Source organism: Sinomonas cellulolyticus (genome assembly GCF_014656475.1).
GTDB lineage: Bacteria > Actinomycetota > Actinomycetes > Actinomycetales > Micrococcaceae > Sinomonas > Sinomonas cellulolyticus.
Genome location: NZ_BNCM01000024.1, coordinates 1 through 16,189, shown reverse-complemented (window position 1 = coordinate 16,189; position 16,189 = coordinate 1). Strand labels below are relative to the sequence as shown.

The following is a 16,189-nucleotide window of genomic DNA, read 5'->3' as shown; positions in this document are numbered from 1 at the left end:
GGCAACTTCCGCCTCCTCGAGCGCCTCTTCCCGCAGATCACCCGAGTGCTCAAGATCAACCAGCTCGACACCATCACCGACGACGTCATCGAAGCCGCCGCTAGCATCCTCGTCATCGGCGACTGACCGCCACTTACCGCTCACAAAACACCGCCAAACAGCGATCACATCCACAGTGAGCTGCCAAAAGTGCGAGATTCCGGGGCCACCTGATTCCCGTATGACCCGCCCGCAAAACTGCCCGATGACGGATCCTCAAACGCTACACTCTGGGCCATGCTCATCGGCTATGCGCGAGTCTCGACCAGCTCCCAGGACCTCACGGCCCAGCGGAACGCCCTCGAGGCCGCCGGTGTAGATCCCGATTCTGTGTACACCGACCACGGGTACACCGGCACCAAGCGCGATCGGCCCGGCCTGGGGAAGGCCCTCGCCGCATGCAGGGATGGGGACACCCTCGTGGTAACCAAGCTGGACCGCCTCGCGCGCTCCCTGCCAGACGCCAGGGACATCGCGGATGAACTCACCCGCAAGGGCGTGACCCTGAACGTCGGCGGCAGCATCTACAACCCCCACGATCCAGTGGGAAAGCTGCTGTTCAACGTCCTTGGCATGGTCGCGGAGTTCGAAGCCGACCTCATCCGCGCCCGCACGCGCGAGGGGATGGCGGTAGCCAAGGCCAAGGGGAAGCTGCGGGGCAAGGCGCCAAAACTCTCCAAGTCGCAGGAAGCCCATCTGGTCGAGCTCCACAACGGGGGCCGGCACACCACCGCCGAGATCGCCGAGCTATTCGGCGTTGCCCGCTCGACCGTCTACCGCGCGATCCAACGGGCCGGGGCCACGACCTGAACCTGGGCACCCCCTTACACGAAGGTGCCCAGGCTGCAGCCTTACCAGCCGGCGACGAAGAGGTGCGCCGCCTTCGTCACGAAGAAGACGCCGACCACGATCGCTACTGCGTCGCCCCCGAACACGATCCAGTTGAACGCGACGTCCAGCCGGTCGTAGGAGTAGTTCCAGTCCTGCGAGTAGAGCTTCCGCAGGCCGAACACGCCCGCGCCGATGTACACGAGCCCGGCGGTCAGGCCCACGAGGGCCACGAGAGGGATCATCCGATCTCCTGAGTAGTGCGAATAGCGGGGCCTCTCTTCCGGCGGAAGAGCGGCAGCTAAGCCCGCTGTACTCTCCATGTGTGCGGCGCCGCGTCAGAGCGCGCAGAGGGCTGTGGACCGGAGGTCTGAGTGCCCCCTCAACGCGCCGGGAGCGCGGGTGCGAGGTACTCATCTCTGCCGTCTGGCCTGAAGATCATCCCGTCTAGAACTATTAGTACTAAGAGGGCTAGTCAGCACCAAGGGATGGGCCGGGGCTGCGCCCTGGCATTCGGTCCTCGCTGCGCTCGGGCTGTGGCCCCGGGTCCTGGCCGGTGCCTGCGCTTCGCTTCGGCCCCGTCCATGCCCCGGGGTGCTGTTTCGTCTTTCGGCTGTCCTTATGTTGATCCCGGGTTGGCCGGGCCGGCTGCAGTAGTGTCCGGGCTACCCGGGGCGGTGGGTATGGCATTTTCGGCTGTGCCGGGCCGGAAGGCGATGGCTTCGCAGGAATGGCCGCCCATCGCCCGCTGATGGCTTGACCGCTGAATTGAGAGACGCGACAACGATCGCTGGATAAGGACACGACGGCCAGTCGTCTGAGGGACCACCCATTTGTTCGCCTTGGAGATCGGAGGCACCATTCATGCAGGTTTGGGCAGGCGTCGACGCCGGCAAGACAGGCCACCACTGCGTGGCGATCGACACCGACGGCACCCGGCTGCTGTCACGGAAGGTCCGCAACGACGAGGAAGACCTGACCTCCCTGATCGCCGAGGTCAACGCCCTCGGGACCGACGTGGTCTGGGCGACCGACCTCAACCGTGGCGGGGCCTCGCTGATGATCGCCCTGCTGCACGCGCACGGCCAGCGGCTGATGTACATCCCGGGCCGGACCGTCCACCACGCCTCCCGGCTCTACCGCGGCGACGGCAAGACCGACGCGAAGGACGCGGCCGTGATCGCCGACCAGGCCAGGATGCGCCACGACCTCCAGCCCCTGCGCACCGGCGACGAGGTAAGCGCGGACCTGCGCATCCTCACCGCCCGCCGCGCCGACATCGCCGAGGACCGCACCCGGGCAATCAACCGCCTGCGCGCGACCCTGCTGGAGTACTTCCCAGCCCTCGAGGCAGCCTTCGACTACAGCAGGTCCAAGGCGGCACTGACGCTGCTGACCCGGCACAGCACACCTGACGGGATCCGCCGCTGCGGCCAGAGCCGGCTTCAGGCGTGGCTGAAGAAGCAGGGCGCGCGCAGCAGCGCCGCCGTCGCCGAAGCAGCCGTCGCCGCGGCCAGGAGACAGCACACGGTCGTGCCCGGACAGGGCGCCGGCGCCCTGGCCGTCGCCGGGCTCGCGAAGGAGGTCCTCCGCATCCAGGACGAGCTCGCCGGACTCGACGCCCTCATCGCCGAGCGGGCCGCGGAGCACCCCCACACCGAGGTGATCACGAGCATGCCCGGGTTCGGCCCGCTCCTGGCCGCGGAGTTCCTCGCCGCCACCGGCGGCGACCTGGGGATGTTCGAGAACGCGGACCGGCTCGCCGCCGTCGCCGGCCTGGCCCCGGTCCCGCGGGATTCGGGCAAGATCACCGGCAATCACCGCCGCCCGCAGCGCTACGACCGCCGGCTCCTGCGGGTCTTCTACCTCGCGGCCCTGTCCAGTCTGAAGAGTTCCCCGGAATCGCGCGCCTACTTCGACCGCAAGCGTGTCGAGGGCAAGACCCACGTCCAGGCGATCCTCTGCCTGGCCCGTCGCCGCGTGAACGTCCTGTGGGCCATGCTCCGCGACAGATCCGCGTATGCTCCGCCCGGCCAAGCCCTAGTCATCCCTGCGGCCGCATGACACACCATTGTCGGAGCGAAGCCGCGGGAGACCCTCTGTACGCCTCGGGAGGAAACCGGTGATGCCTAGGGGCCGCCGATGAGATCGCATGTGTAGGTAGCCGTTTGCGTGGCTACGACGATCCAGGTGGCCGTCAGGTCCGGTCCTTCCAGCCGGGCCGCGTAGGTGTCACCGCCGCCGGCAGTCTTTCCCTGCTTCGTCAACCCGTCGAGAGAGCGTGTGCCCGGTGCGGGGTTCGGCCCGCATTGGTAATCGCGATTGGCGAACTGCACCTTGGAGGGAACCATTTTCGGCCATAGCGCCCAATCAGAGGTGGTCCGGTGAACGTTCCAGAGCTGCACTGCGGCTGAGATGAGGACGGCGGCAACGAGCACGCCGAATGCCACGCCGACATTCCGCTTCCCCCGTTTCATGCCGCAACTATCGCACAGCGTCCTTGTCGGAAGGCGAGCGGCGGGAAGAGGAGGCGGTGGCGGCCGGTCGCGCCGCTGCAACGGCGCAACGGCGAGCATATGGCCGTCGGCCGGGCGTGTGGTCGGCCACAGGATCCGAGCGGCTCAGGGCACGGTAGTGCTGCATGCGGCGACCGTGCCGGCGTCGCCTGAGGACACGGCCTGATTGGCGGCTTCCTGGCCGTCGATGAGGATCTTGCAGCTGACCTTCCCTACCTCTGACCGGCCCGGAGAAGCGGTTGTCCCGTTGGTGATCGAAACCGAGACCGGGGCGCCCGACGGGAACTGGAATTTCAGCATGGGGCCGCCGTCCTGTGGCAGCGGTAGGTCCGCCGTCTGCCGGTGGACACCGTCGGGAGCAGTCCATGTCAGCTCGCCGCTCGAGGCGGTCCCGGTCACCTCGTACTGGACTGTGTGTGTCGGTGCGCCGTTGCTGACGAGGTGCGTGGGCGCACCGGTGGGCGGCAGTGAGTCGGTCTTCGGCCCTATCGGGTTCAGCGGAGCGGAACAGGCAGAGACGATCAGGACCAGTGACAGGAAGCCGGCAGCCCTGCCCGCGGCACGAAAGTACGCCATGTCGTCGACTGTAGCGACGGTGGCTGCCCGCGGGACACTGCCGACGCCGGCCTCCGATCGCATGCCTGCTGTCTGAAGCCCAGCGCCTGCGTTCGGCAGTGGTCGCCGACGGCCCAGGAGGGCCGGCAGGGCGTTGACAACATCATTGAGATTCCTGCGGATTGTAGGCACCCGCCCGGAACCGGCTAGCCCCTCCTTCGTCGGGGCCGTCACCGCCGGGAATTCTGCTCCGGCGCTCCTTCGTCGCTTATTTCCTCCGCAGATTTCCCGGCGGAGCCGCCCTTCGGGTAGCCGGCCCCGGCCGGGTGCAAGCGAACAAGTTCGCCAGCCGGAATCTCAATGGGGAATGTCAAGCCGGCAAGAGGGCGGGCGGCCGGTCTTCTGGTACGTCTGCCGAGGGGGCCTTCGGCGGAAGCGGGTCCTGGCGGCTCCTTCCGGACGGCCGGGGGCGGAGAGGTTGAGGACGGGATCCTGCAGAGGTCGACGGCTCCGCGGTCAGGGGGTGCTCGGAGGTTGCGCTGTCCTGGCGCGGGTGGACGCTTTGTGGACGGGGGTGCCTGGCGTGGCGGCCTTCGGTTGCTTCGGGATGGCCTGTCGGCGCTGCCCGTAGGGTGTGAGGCCGCGCGGCTTGTACACAGCGAGCACGGTTGCGACGAGCAGCACGGCGATGGCGGCTGCGGCCTTCAGGGCGAGGTCGCCTCTGAGCCCGGCGAACGTACCGGCACCAGGTCGGGGCCAAAGCTTCCGTGGAGAGCCGGCTGGTCGCCCCGAGGTGCATCAGAAGCGCCAGGGTGCACAGGACGTTGATGACGAGCTTGATCACGACCCACCAGTGCCGGAACAGGTCCCAAGGGCTGCCGAGGGAGGACACGAGCCCGGTCGCGAGGGAGGCCAAGCACAGCGGGAGGATGACGAACCAGCCGACCGGCTCCAGCCCGGCGTCGGCGGCGCGCACGAGGAAGTCGTCATGGCTGCCCAGGCCGACCAGAGCGAGGGCGAGGTAGGCGGCGATCGCCTCGTCGGCCGCGGCGACGACGAGCCGCAGGGCGCCGAAGCCGGGGTCGTCCCGCCAGACCACCGAGGTGCGCAGGCGCCGCCTGACGTCGGTCAGCGGGACGAATGCCGTGCCGGGGAAGGACTGGGCGAAGAGGCGGGTCGCGATGGTGATCCCGACCCCGGCGGCGGCGAGGGCGAACGCGGTAGCGGTGTCCGGTGCCTCCTGGGCGATGCGCGGACGGGAAGCCGACGTCGATGCGCGCCTCGATCGCTTTCTCCCGCAGGCGGAGCCCGTTGGCTGCGTCGACGAGCACGAACGGCTCGTCCGCGAGCGAGGCGAGCTCCACGGACGGGGCCGCGGTGAGCGGGTGGTCTGTGGCGACGGCGATGCCCGGTGCGTCGTCGGCGACGACCCGCGCGCGGAGCGCGTGCACTGTGCGCTGGCCTGCGGTGAAGCCGATGTCGAGCGCGTCGGTTGTGAGCAGGTCCATCACCTGGGCGCTGCCGAGGTGGGCCGTGAAGCGCAGCTCGATCCCCGGATGCCGGCAGCGGACGAGCCGGGAGATGTCCGCGACGGCCGGGGCGCTCATGCCCCCGGCGAACCCGATGCGCACGATCCCGTGGTCGTTGCGCTCTGAGTTCCGTGCGGCGCGCACTGCCTGGTCTGTCCGGGCGAGGACATCCTGGGCGAGGGGCAGGAACGCCAGTCCCGCCCGGGTCAGGGCCACGGCGCGGGTGCTCCGCTCCACCACCTTGACCCGCACGCTGGCCTCGAGCTGGCGGATGTGCTGGCTCACCGCAGGCTGGCTCAGGTGGAGCGACTCGGCGGCCCGGCTGTAGTTGAGCTCATGGGCGACCGCAACGAACGAGGCGAGCCAGCGCAGTTCCGTGGTGACAGGCTAGGGGAATGGCAGGCCCGGGCTGGGCGCCCATCGGGCCGAGCGGGAGGCGATGGGCATCCCGCCCGCGGTTCCTGTCCGGGCTGTCCCCTCGCAGCGGGCCTCGGTCAGTACGGGACTGAAGGCAGGCGAACCGTCTCTGCCTGCGGCGCCGGTTCCCTCGCTGGGATGGACGCGCAGGACGCCTGCCTGCGCCCGGGCCCCACCCCGCGTTCCCGGCGGGAAACGGCCGGGGGCGACGGAGTGCGGGGTGGGGGTGGGTGCCGGGTCTCAGTGGCTGAGGTCCTTGCCCTTGGTCTCGGGGACGGAGAGCACGACGACGGCGCTGACGACGAGCAGGGCGACTGAGTAGAGGTTGAACAGGCCGGCGGAGCCGATCCCCGTGAGCCACTGCTGGAGGTAGGGCGCGGTGCCGCCGAAGACTGCAACGCAGATCGAGTAGGGCACGCCGACTCCGACGGTGCGGATCTTGGTCGGGAAGAGCTCGGCGTACACGGCGGGGACGATCGCGGCCGAGCCGGCGATGAAGAACAGCATGACGGACATCGAGACGGTGAGCTGCCAGGGCGAGTCCCTGAGCAGCCAGATCATGGGGTAGTGCATGGCGGCGGCGCCGAGTGCGGAGGCCCACATGATGGGCTTGCGGCCGAACCGGTCTGCTGCCCTGCCCCACAGGGGTAGGACGGCGATGAAGACGACGAGGGCGATGCTGGATGCCCAGAGGGCCTCGCCGCGGTCCATGCCGAGGGTGGTGGAGGCGTAGGTGGGGGCGACGACGCCCCAGATGTAGTAGGAGACGGTGAGGCCGACGGTCAGCCCGATGACCTGGAGTGCCTGCCTGCGGTGGCGCACGATCTGCGGCCAAATCGGCTCGTGGCGCTCCTGGACGGTCTCGTGCTCGAATGCGTCGGTCTCCTTGAGGCGGGCGCGCATGATGAGCGCGTACAGGCCGAAGGCGGCACCGATGAGGAACGGGATGCGCCAGCCCCACGCGGCCATGTCCGCCTTGCTCAGGACTCCCGAGAGGACCGCGCCGAGCAGCGTCCCGCCGAGGATGCCGACGGTCCCGGAGGTGTAGATGAGCGTGGACCACAGGCCACGCTTCTCGCGGGGGGCCATCTCGGAGAGGTATGTCTGCGACGAGGGCAGCTCGCCGCCGTGCGCCAGACCCTGGATGAGGCGGGCCACAAGCAGCAGTAGGGACGCCCAGGCGCCCACCGCGCCGAAGGTCGGGGAGATGCCGATCAGCAGGCTGCCCAGGGCTGCGAGGCCGACCGCGAGCGTCATGGAGGACTTGCGGCCGATCCGGTCGCCGATCCAGCCGAAGATGAAGCCACCGAACGGGCGGGCCACGAAGCCGACGGCGAAGATCGCCAGCGTGCTCAGGATCGCCGAGGTCGGGTCGGTGTTGCTGAAGAGCTGGGCCGCGAAGTACGGGGCGAAGGTCGCGTAGATGGCCCAGTCGTACCATTCGACGGCGTTGCCGATGCCGGTGCCGATGAGGGTGCGCCGCGTCGACGGGGCGCCTTTCGCGGTGGTCGAGCCGGGGGTGGCGGTGGTCATGGTGTTCTCCGGGGGCGTCGGTGGGGTCGCGGGCGTGGGGTCGGGGACGGGGTTCACAGGCGCGGGGCGAGTTCGGCCGAGCGGGTGAGCGCGAGGTGGGCGTAGAGCGCGGCGCCGTCGGCGAGCACGCTGTCGTCGAAGGTCGCGAACGGGGAGTGGTTGAACGCGGTGGTCGCCGGATCCGTCCCGGGCGGGACGGCGCTGAGGCCGATGAAGCTTCCGGGGACCTCCGCGAGGATGCGCGAGAAGTCCTCCGACCCGCTCAGCGGCTGGGCGAGACGGGCGTGGCGGCCGTCGAACAGCTCCGCGATGGAGCCCTCGGCGAAGTCGGTCTCCGCCAGGTCGGTGACGGTGAGCGGGTATTCGGCCTCGTAGCGGACCTCGGCCTCGAGCCCGTGCGCGTAGGCGATGCCCTCCAGCAGCCGGGGGACGACCTGCTGCATGCGCGCCCGGTGCGCGTCCGAGAACGTGCGGATCGTCGCGTCGAACTCCGCGGTGTCGGGGATGACGTTGCGCTTGGCGCCGGCCGCGAGCTTGCCCACCGTGATGACGGCCGGGTCGAACATGTCGAACTGGCGCGTGAGCATGGTCTGCAGGGCGAGGACCATCTCCGCGGCGACGGTCACGGGGTCCTTGGCCAGGTGCGGCGCGGACCCGTGGCCTCCGGCGCCGTGGACGGTGACGAAGAGGCCGTCCGAGGCGCTCATCATCACGCCGGGACGGGTCACGAACTGGCCGTGCGGGGCCAGCGACGAGAAGACATGGAGGGCGTAGGCGGCGTCGGCCCGGCGCCCGGCGGCGTCGAGGACGCCCTCGCGGACCATGTGCGCGGCCCCGTCGAAGCCCTCCTCGCCGGGCTGGAACATGAGGACCACGTCGCCGGCGAGGGTGTGCCGGCGGTCGGCCAGGAGGGTCGCGGCGCCCACGAGCATCGCGGTGTGCAGGTCGTGGCCGCAGGCGTGCATCGCGCCGTCGATCCGCGAGGTGTAGTCCACGCCCGAGCGCTCCTGGACGGGGAGGCCGTCCATGTCGGCGCGCAGCAGCACGACGGGCCGCGTCGCCTCGCGGGGGAGCGCCCCTCCGCGGAGGACCGCGGTGACGGAGGTCGTCTCGGTGCCGGTCGTGACCTCGAAGCCGAGGCCGTCGAGCGCGGCGAGGACCCTCTCCTGGGTGCGGGGCAGGTCGAGGCCGATCTCCGGCTCGCGGTGGAGGTCGTGCCGGAGGGCGGCGATCTCGCCCTGGAGGTCGCGGGCATCCTGGAGAAGCGTCACGGCTGCCTTCCTATGGGGTGGCTATTGTCTGCTGGTCGCCTTCAAGTGTCAGGCAGCGGTGGCCTCTGAGCGTAAACTCGTCATTATCATGCAAACGGATGCCGGTATTGGTAGTGATCATGCATCTAGTGATCTGGAGCACGTCCTCACGGAGGCCGACCTCGAGCTCATCAATGCCCTCCAGATCGCGCCCCGCGCGACGTGGCAGGACGCCGGCCGCATCCTCGGCGTGCGGCCGGCGACGCTCGCCGTGCGGTGGGAGCGGATCCGGCGCAGCCGCGTCGCGTGGATCACCGGGTACAGCATCGGCGACCCCACCGCCATGAACCTCGCGTTCGTCGACGTGGACTGCGAGCCGGGCCGCGTGGGCGAGGTCGCCGACGCCCTCTGCGAGATCCCCGAAGTGCAGTCCGTCGAGCTTCCGGCCGGACACCACGACCTCCTGCTGACCGTGTTCACGCCCACCGTGACCGACTACGCCCGCACTACCGGCCCGGCGATCCTCCGGGTGCCGGGGGTCGAACGCACCCAGACCTCCCTGGGCAGCCGCCTGCACCTCGCGGGGCACTCGTGGCGCCTGTCTGCCCTCGACCCGGCCAAGGCAGCGGCGTTCGCCGCGCTTCCCGCCCCCCGGCCCGCCCCCGGACCGCTCCCCGAAGCGTGCCAGGACCTGCTGCCGCTGCTCATGCGGGACGGGCGGGCCACAGCTGCGCAGATGGCCAAGATCCTCGACCGGAACGCCTCGACCGTCCAGCGCCAGCTCGCACGCGTGCTCGGCTCGGGCCTGATGTCCTTCAGGTGCGACGTCGCCCACGGCCTGGTCGGCTTCCCCGTCACCTGCACCTGGTACGCCAAAGTCCCGCCCGGAAAGCACGCCGCCGCCGCGGTGGCGGTCCGCTCGCTCCGCTCGGTCCGGCTGGCCGCCTCGGTCACCGGACAGGCCAACTTCATCGTCACGATGTGGCTCCGGTCAGTCGCGGAGGTCATGAACGCCGAACTGGCACTGCAGGAGAAGATTCCAGGCATCGAGCTCATCGAGAGCCTCGTGATGCTCCGTATCGCCAAGCGGATGGGGGTACTGCTCGACCCGGACGGGCGCTCGCTCCACCGCTCCGTCGTTGCGGGCGGAGTCATGCCCAGCGATCTCGACGACAGCAGCCTGCCAGCCGAGTGACGCCCTCGGACTTCGAGGGACTCAACCCGCCCGGGAGGGAGGCCGTGGCCCGGATGAGCAGCGATTGAGAGGATGCCCAGCCGCCGCCGAACCATCGGCGAGTGACGTCGGAGCGGACCCGTGGCGGCTTCGCCCCGGCCAGGGCCCGTGGCCGCATCGGGGGGCCAGAAGCCCCAGCTCGGGCACCTTCGGTTCAGCGGCGCTTCCCAAATCGGTGAACTGCAAGCCTGCACGAGCAGCCTCGGCTTCTGGCGTGTTACGTACCGCCCCCGCTTCTCACGTACCCACCAACCCGGACGGGTTATGGAGAAGCCATCAGCTACTCAAGTCTGGAAGCAAACCCGAGAGGTGCTCGGGAGATTGCTGCGCGCATCAGCAATCGGGTGTTTGTTGATAGGCCGTTACCCCGTATACGAAGAAACTCGACCAGGCCTGGATCGAAGGCCGCCCCAGCGGGCGGCACCGGCAGGGCGTCAGGAGACTTCGAAGAGGGCAGCAGCACCCATACCCCCGCCGATGCACATCGTTACCACGGCATACCGCCCGTTGCGCTGTCGGGTCGCGTGAAGCGCGTGGCCGGCCATGCGCGCGCCCTACATGCCATAGGGGTGCCCTATCGAGATAGCGCCGCCGTCTACGTTGAGGCGTTCGGGGTCGATGCCCAAGCGATCGCGGCAGTAGAGCGTCTGGGAGGCAAAGGCCTCATTGAGTTCCCAGATGTCGATGTCGTCGATGGACAATCCATGGCGTTTGAGGAGGTTTGGGACTGCCGTGACGGGGCCGATGCCCATTTCATCGGGCTCACAGCCGGCCACAGCGAGTCCTCGGAAAGTCCCGAGCGGATTGAGGTTCCGGCGGGATGCTTCGGCAGAGGTCATCAGGACGACAGCGGCCGCGCCATCCGACAGCTGGGACGCGTTTCCTGCTGTGACGCTGAGACGTCCATGCGTGGTGGCCTGGCCTTCCAAGACTGGACGAAGGGAGGCAAGGCCCTCCGCCGTGGTTCCGGGCCGGTTCCCTTCGTCGGACTCCAGGGTGACGGGCACAGGTACCCGCTCTCCGTTGCGGAGTGCCAGGCGATGCGTGGACAGGGGGACGATCTCTGCCGTGAAGGCCCCTCGCTCTTGTGCCGCGGCAGTGCGTCGCTGTGATTCGGCGGCATAGGCGTCTTGGGCCTCGCGACCCACGCCGTAGCGGGAGGCGACGGTCTCCGCGGTCTCGAGCATGGGTGCGTACAGTCCCGGGACCTGCTCGAGGAGCCAGGGGTCCTTGGCCCGGTGAGCGTTGAAGTGGTCGTTCTGGACGAGCGAGACGGACTCGACTCCGCCGGCAACCACGACACGGGCATCGCCGCCCTCGATGATCCGGGCGCCGAGGGCGATGGCCATGAGCCCGGAGGCGCACTGCCTGTCCACGGCCATGCCCGGAACGGAGACGGGAAGCCCCGCCCGAAGCGCCGCCTGTCGGGCAATGTTCATTCCCTGTCCACCCTGCTGGAGGGCTGCTCCGAGGACGACGTCGTCTATCTCGGCTGGGTCGGTCCCTGCCCGGAGCACGGCGTGCTTGATCGCATGGCCGGCGAGCATCTGCGGCGGGGTGTCGTTGAAAGCTCCCTTGTAGGCCCTGCCGATCGCTGTGCGGGCGAAGGAGACTAGAACGGTTTCAGGCATCACGATTCACGGGTCATTTCTGGTGCTGGGGCGAGCTGGGTGGTCCGCTGGACATCCTGATCTGGTCAGGTGAAGGCGGAGACGCCTGTGAGGGCACGCCCGACTATGAGCGAGTTGATCTGATGGGTTCCCTCGAAGGTGTAGAACGCCTCGGCATCCATGAAGTGCTTGACTGCCTTGTTCGTCAGGAGTATCCCGTCGCCGCCGAGGATTTCACGGCATAGGGACACGGTGTCGCGGGCCCGGGATGCCGCGACGAGCTTGGCTAGCGAGGCCTGCTCCTCACCGAGTCGGTCCTCGTCGGCCAGCCTTGATGCCTGGGACAGGAGTCCGAGGGAGGATGCGATGTTTCCCTCCGCTCGGACGAGGAGGTCCTGGACCAGCTGGAACCGTGCGATGGGCCTTCCGAATTGCTCGTGGCTGCGTGCATGTGCGAGGGCGGCGTCGAATGCCCCGAGGGAGTTGCCGAGTGCCGCCCAGCCGACTTCGAGCCGGGTGAGTTTCAGAACCTCTGAGACCTGCCGGAAAGAGTGCACGGCGGGGAGCCGTGCGGTGTCGGGCACGCGGACTCCATCCAACGTGATGTGGGCATTCTGCACGGACCGGAGGCTGTACTTCCCCTCGATCTTCACGGCAGTGAAGCCGGGGCTGTCCGTGGGGACGACGAAACCCAGGAACCGGTCGGTGCTGCCGGCCTGCTTGGCCCAGACCACAACCCGGTCGCACCAGGTGGCGTTGCCTATCCAGCGCTTCTCTCCAGTGAGGATCCACCCATCTGGGCATGGAGTCGCCGTGGTCGTGATCCCTCCCGCGATGTCTGATCCGGACGCCGGCTCCGTGAGCCCGAAACCGCCGACGATCTCGCCTGAGGCGATCAGGGGAAGGATCTCTTGTTTCTGATCGGATGAGCCGAAACGGCGGATGGAGATGCCGAACAGTCCGCCGCTCACGCCTGTGAAGGTTGCCAGGGAGGCGTCCTTGCGGGCCAGCTCTGCGGTCATCAGGCCTCGAAGCAGGTGGCTCCGTTCATCTTCATCCTGAATGTGCTGGCCGAGGAGGCCATGTTCGGCGAGAGGGGCGATAAGCCTGAATGGAAATTCGGCGCGCTCCCACGCCGATGCGAGCTCGCCGTCATCCACCTGTCTCATCAGGCGGCGCAGGCTGGCAAGTGTCTCGCGCTCGGCAGGGGCGAGGTTGTCCCCATATCCCATGAAGTCATCCGCGCGCTGCTGCTCGGTGTCAGTCTGGATTGTCACAGTGGTCCTTCAGTGCTGGCGGAGCTGAGTCTTGAGCAGCTTTCCGGATGTGGTGCGGGGCAGCCGCTCGCGGAATTCGACAGTGGCGGGGACCTTGAACCTGGAGAGCACGGGGAGGAGGGCTTCTCGGATCCCTTCGGAGGTCAGCTGGGTTCCCTTTTCGGCCACGATGAACGCTTTGCCGGCTTCGCCCCACTTCTCGTGAGGGACGCCGATCACTGCTGCCTCCGCCACGCCGGGGACGTTGAGGAGCGCCGATTCGATCTCGGCCGGGTAGACGTTCTCCCCTCCCGAGACGTACATGTCCTTGAAGCGGTCTCGGATCCAGTAGTAGCCTTCTTCGTCGCATACTGCGGCGTCTCCGGTGCGGAGCCAGCCGCCGGTGAAGGCTTCAGCGCTGGCCGCGGGATTGTTCCAGTACTCGCGGATGACATTCGGTCCCGTGGTGTGGATCTCCCCGACTTCTCCGGTCGTCGCCGGCACGCCGTCCTGAGCCACGAGGCGGACGTCGACCAGGAACTGGGGGCGGCCGGCCGCGCCGGCCTTACGGATGCCGTCCTCGGCGGCGAGCTTGAGGACCGCCGGGGCTGTCTCGGTCAGGCCGTAGCCTTGCTGCACAGCCACGCCTCGATCCGCCCAAGGGCGCAGGGTGCGCTCGGAGACGGGCGCGCCCCCGACGATGATCGTGCGGAGCGAGTCGAGGTCGGCGCCCTTGAATTTGATGTCCGCTGCGAGGGCATCAAGCATTGCTGGGACCGCGAACAGGCTCGTGACCCGGTGCTTTCCGATCGCTTCCAGCATTGCTGGGGCATTGACGCCGTGTTGGATGACGATGGTCCCGCCCTTGAGGAATGTCGGAAGAACGAGCCCGTTGAGGCCGGCGATGTGGAACAGGGGTGCCGCCGCCAGGCACACTTCGTCGGGGCGGAGGTCTGTCTCGATGAGCACGTTGATGTCGTTGAAGAACAGGTTTCCGTGGGTCAGGACAGCCCCCTTCGGTCGCCCTGTGGTGCCGGAGGTGTACATCAGGATCGCGGGATCTTCGAGGCCGCGGGTCACTTCCGGCGTTGCGGGAAGGTCGTCGGGGAGATCCTGCATGGATAGGCCGCTGCCCACGGCATCGACGTCCACGAGGTGGCACTCAGCCAGGGCAGCCGTGATCTCCGCGACGGACACGGCCTGTTCTCGGCCGAAGAAGAGCACGGAGGCGCCGCTGTCGGTGAGGATGAACTTGGCTTCGGGCGCCGTCAGGCGCGCGTTCACCAGGACGGCGACAGCCCCTATCCGTGCCGTGGCGAAGAGGGTCTCCAGCAGTGCCAGGTGGTTGCCGCCCCAATAGGCGACGCGGTCACCTGGCGTGATTCCTGCGACCTGCGCCAACCACGCCGACAGGCGCTCGACGCGGGCGTTGAACTCCGCGTAGGTCAGGTTCTCGTCCTCGAAGGCGAGGGCTTGGCGGTTCGGGCTCAAGCGCGAGCGACGGCGTGGCCACGACCCCAGGCTCAAATTCTGAACGGACATGACGCTCCTCAGGCGAATCTCGGGAACAGCTTGACGGCGTTGTCCCTGTTGACGGCGTTGTGGTCGACCCCGGTGTAGTCGTCGAAGGCTTGTGTGAAGGCCTTCGACCGTGGCGGGGCCGCGTACGGGTAGTCGCTGCCGTAGAGGATGTGGTCTGGGTCAGCGAAGGCCAAGAGGCTCGGCAGCGCGTACGGCGAGGCTGAGAGCGCTGTGTCGAAGTAGAACCTGCGCAGATGGGATAGGCCTTCGCCGCCTTCGCCCGACGGCGCGACGTTGGCGGCCATGCGGGCCGCGGCGAAGGGCACGAAGCCGCCAGCGTGCGACAGGATGATCTTCAGGCTGGGGCATCGGAGGGTCGTCCCCGACTTCACGAGATTGGCCGCGGCCCGTGTGGTGTCCAGGAGGAAGTCCGCGACGTAGGGGGCGAGCCCTGGGACTGGCGGTGCGGGCAGGTGCGAGGGGTGCACGAACACGACCGCGGACCTGAGGTCGAGCTCATCGAAGAGCTCGTCGAAGGCAGGATCGCCCAGGTAGACGCCGTTGGTGTTCGCCAGGAGGACGATGCCGTCAGCCTTCAGTGTCCCTAGGGCATAGTCCAGTTCCTCCAGGGCCCCATCGACGTCCGGCAGGGTGAGCGTGGCGAAGAATCCGAAGCGGCCTGGATGATCGCGAGCGAGGTCGGCGCTGTATTCGTTCAGCTGCCGCGCCATGCTTCTGGCACTCTGCAGCTCTCCTCGTGCCGAGGCTGGTTCGACCCCGGGCGTGGAGACAGACAGGATTGCGGTCTGCACAGCGGTGCTGTCCATGAAGTCCAGAGCCTTGCCGGGCTCCCAGACCGGGATCGGCAGGCCTCCGGCGTCGAGACCGCGGTCCGTGAGCCATTTGCGGTAGAAGTCGGGGACGACATGGTGGTGGGTGTCGATGCGGCGGGCGCCTGTGTTCTGTGTCTTCAATGCAGCATCTCCCATATGCCTCGCTCGAGCTGGGCGAGCTCGGTGCTGTGCTGGAATTCGGGTGTGCGCGGTCGCGGAAAGTCCACGTCGACTATTGCCCGCGTGCGACCTGGATGGGCTGCCATGACGGCGATGCGGTCTGACAGGAAGACTGCTTCGCGGATATCGTGCGTCACCAGGATTCCCGTAGTGCCGACCTGTTCGAGGATGCGGGCGACGTCAATCTGGAGTCGCTCCCGCGTGAGCGCGTCCAGTGCGCTTAACGGCTCGTCGAGGAGCAGCACGTCGGGTCGAACGGCGAGTGCCCTTGCCACGTTGACCCGCTGCTGCATGCCACCCGAGATCTGGTCAGGGTAGAAGTCGGCGTACTTGGTGAGGCCGGTGAGCGCAAGCAGGTCTGCAACTGCATTGTCCCGTTCACGCTTCGAGCCATAGATGCCGTTCCCTGCCCTGAGCGTCACGCCGAAGGCGACGTTGTCCCGGACGGTGTACCAGGGAAGCAGCGAGGCGCGTTGGAAGACGTAGCTCATCCTCGGGGCCTCGCCGGTGCGAGAGCGGGTGGTAACGGCCCCGCTCGTGGCAGCCTCGAGACCCTGGATGATGCGCAGCAGCGTGGTCTTCCCGCAGCCGGATGGACCGACGATTGCCACGAATTCGCCGTGTTCGACGGTCAGGCTCACGTTCTCGAGGACGGGGGCCCCAGCCCCGAACTGCTCGCTTACCCTGTCAGCGGCGAGTGCAAGGTGCGGCGCGGCGGGGGCGCCCTGCCTGTCGAGCATGGGTGAGGTCATCGCTTGGCTCCTCGGTAGGCGCGCCGTTCGAAGAGCTCGAGCAGGCCGGTGAGCGCGATGCCCAGGAAGGGGACTGTACTTTCAACGGTGTAACTCTGATACAGGAGGTACCCGATGAGCGTTGATGTTGAACCGG

Annotated in this window: 13 protein-coding genes and 2 pseudogenes; 4 read left to right on the top strand and 11 right to left on the bottom strand. The window is 68.2% G+C overall.

From position 1 onward, the window contains the following. Window positions 1–126: pseudogene (locus tag IE231_RS17820) on the top strand (AAA family ATPase); the annotation flags it as partial. Between the two features lie 150 nt (window positions 127–276). Then, window positions 277–849, top strand: coding sequence for a recombinase family protein (locus IE231_RS17815; protein WP_189695345.1), 573 nt, complete (start codon window positions 277–279; stop codon window positions 847–849). A 41-nt stretch (window positions 850–890) separates the two neighbouring features. Here the strand turns inward: IE231_RS17815 and IE231_RS17810 are convergent, their stop codons facing one another. Further along, window positions 891–1,112 (bottom strand): hypothetical protein, encoded by a 222-nt coding sequence (locus tag IE231_RS17810; protein WP_189695344.1) that lies wholly within the window; start codon window positions 1,110–1,112, stop codon window positions 891–893. A 619-nt stretch (window positions 1,113–1,731) separates the two neighbouring features. On the opposite strand from IE231_RS17810, the gene IE231_RS17805 reads away from it, so the two are divergent. After that, entirely contained in the window at window positions 1,732–2,931 is a 1,200-nt protein-coding gene (locus IE231_RS17805) for an IS110 family RNA-guided transposase (RefSeq protein WP_189695343.1), read from the top strand. A gap of 65 nt (window positions 2,932–2,996) precedes the next feature. Here the strand turns inward: IE231_RS17805 and IE231_RS17800 are convergent, their stop codons facing one another. The 5 genes from IE231_RS17800 to IE231_RS17780 all read right to left on the bottom strand — a co-directional run bounded on the left by IE231_RS17800 (window position 2,997) and on the right by IE231_RS17780 (window position 8,688). Then, window positions 2,997–3,344 carry a hypothetical protein gene (locus tag IE231_RS17800; protein ID WP_189695342.1) on the bottom strand — a complete coding sequence of 116 codons (348 nt, stop codon included), beginning with the start codon at window positions 3,342–3,344 and terminating at the stop codon, window positions 2,997–2,999. 144 nt (window positions 3,345–3,488) lie between these two features. Beyond that, complete coding sequence (locus IE231_RS17795; protein ID WP_189695341.1) at window positions 3,489–4,022, bottom strand: hypothetical protein; 534 nt, start codon at window positions 4,020–4,022, stop codon at window positions 3,489–3,491. Window positions 4,023–4,924: 902 nt separating this feature from the next. Then, window positions 4,925–5,839, bottom strand: a complete 915-nt coding sequence (locus IE231_RS17790) for a LysR family transcriptional regulator (protein ID WP_229867429.1) — start codon at window positions 5,837–5,839, stop codon at window positions 4,925–4,927. 285 nt (window positions 5,840–6,124) lie between these two features. Next, a complete protein-coding gene (locus IE231_RS17785) occupies window positions 6,125–7,417 on the bottom strand; it encodes an MFS transporter (protein ID WP_189695339.1) in 1,293 nt (430 codons plus the stop codon). Between the two features lie 53 nt (window positions 7,418–7,470). Next, window positions 7,471–8,688: a M20 metallopeptidase family protein gene (locus IE231_RS17780; protein ID WP_189695338.1), complete on the bottom strand. Its 1,218-nt coding sequence runs from the start codon at window positions 8,686–8,688 to the stop codon at window positions 7,471–7,473. Window positions 8,689–8,776: 88 nt separating this feature from the next. Here IE231_RS17780 and IE231_RS17775 point away from each other — a divergent pair, with 88 nt between their 5' ends. Beyond that, on the top strand, window positions 8,777–9,862 hold the full coding sequence (locus IE231_RS17775) for an Lrp/AsnC family transcriptional regulator (RefSeq protein ID WP_189695337.1): 1,086 nt from the start codon (window positions 8,777–8,779) through the stop codon (window positions 9,860–9,862). Window positions 9,863–10,335: 473 nt separating this feature from the next. Here IE231_RS17775 and IE231_RS17770 read toward each other — a convergent pair. The 5 genes and pseudogenes from IE231_RS17770 to IE231_RS17750 all read right to left on the bottom strand — a co-directional run bounded on the left by IE231_RS17770 (window position 10,336) and on the right by IE231_RS17750 (window position 16,053). After that, window positions 10,336–11,532, bottom strand: a pseudogene (locus IE231_RS17770) (acetyl-CoA C-acyltransferase). A 65-nt stretch (window positions 11,533–11,597) separates the two neighbouring features. Then, the gene (locus IE231_RS17765) at window positions 11,598–12,788 is read right to left on the bottom strand and encodes an acyl-CoA dehydrogenase family protein (protein WP_229867421.1); all 1,191 of its coding nucleotides are present in this window, start codon (window positions 12,786–12,788) and stop codon (window positions 11,598–11,600) included. Between the two features lie 9 nt (window positions 12,789–12,797). After that, on the bottom strand, window positions 12,798–14,309 hold the full coding sequence (locus IE231_RS17760) for an acyl-CoA synthetase (protein WP_189695336.1): 1,512 nt from the start codon (window positions 14,307–14,309) through the stop codon (window positions 12,798–12,800). 8 nt (window positions 14,310–14,317) lie between these two features. Continuing rightward, entirely contained in the window at window positions 14,318–15,262 is a 945-nt protein-coding gene (locus tag IE231_RS17755) for an amidohydrolase family protein (RefSeq protein ID WP_229867414.1), read from the bottom strand. Further along, complete coding sequence (locus IE231_RS17750; protein ID WP_189695334.1) at window positions 15,259–16,053, bottom strand: ABC transporter ATP-binding protein; 795 nt, start codon at window positions 16,051–16,053, stop codon at window positions 15,259–15,261. The genes IE231_RS17755 and IE231_RS17750 overlap by 4 nt, the downstream gene beginning before the upstream one ends. Between the last annotated feature and the right edge of the window lie 136 nt (window positions 16,054–16,189).

Excerpts from the sequence above, each read along its gene's own strand:
- IE231_RS17815 (WP_189695345.1), top strand. The coding sequence starts at position 277 with ATGCTCATCGGCTATGCGCGAGTCTCGACCAGCTCCCAGGACCTCACG.
- IE231_RS17810 (WP_189695344.1), bottom strand. The coding sequence starts at position 1,112 with ATGATCCCTCTCGTGGCCCTCGTGGGCCTGACCGCCGGGCTCGTGTAC.
- IE231_RS17805 (WP_189695343.1), top strand. The coding sequence starts at position 1,732 with ATGCAGGTTTGGGCAGGCGTCGACGCCGGCAAGACAGGCCACCACTGC.
- IE231_RS17800 (WP_189695342.1), bottom strand. The coding sequence starts at position 3,344 with ATGAAACGGGGGAAGCGGAATGTCGGCGTGGCATTCGGCGTGCTCGTT.
- IE231_RS17795 (WP_189695341.1), bottom strand. The coding sequence starts at position 4,022 with ATGCGATCGGAGGCCGGCGTCGGCAGTGTCCCGCGGGCAGCCACCGTC.
- IE231_RS17785 (WP_189695339.1), bottom strand. The coding sequence starts at position 7,417 with ATGACCACCGCCACCCCCGGCTCGACCACCGCGAAAGGCGCCCCGTCG.
- IE231_RS17775 (WP_189695337.1), top strand. The coding sequence starts at position 8,777 with ATGCAAACGGATGCCGGTATTGGTAGTGATCATGCATCTAGTGATCTG.
- IE231_RS17760 (WP_189695336.1), bottom strand. The coding sequence starts at position 14,309 with ATGTCCGTTCAGAATTTGAGCCTGGGGTCGTGGCCACGCCGTCGCTCG.
- IE231_RS17750 (WP_189695334.1), bottom strand. The coding sequence starts at position 16,053 with ATGACCTCACCCATGCTCGACAGGCAGGGCGCCCCCGCCGCGCCGCAC.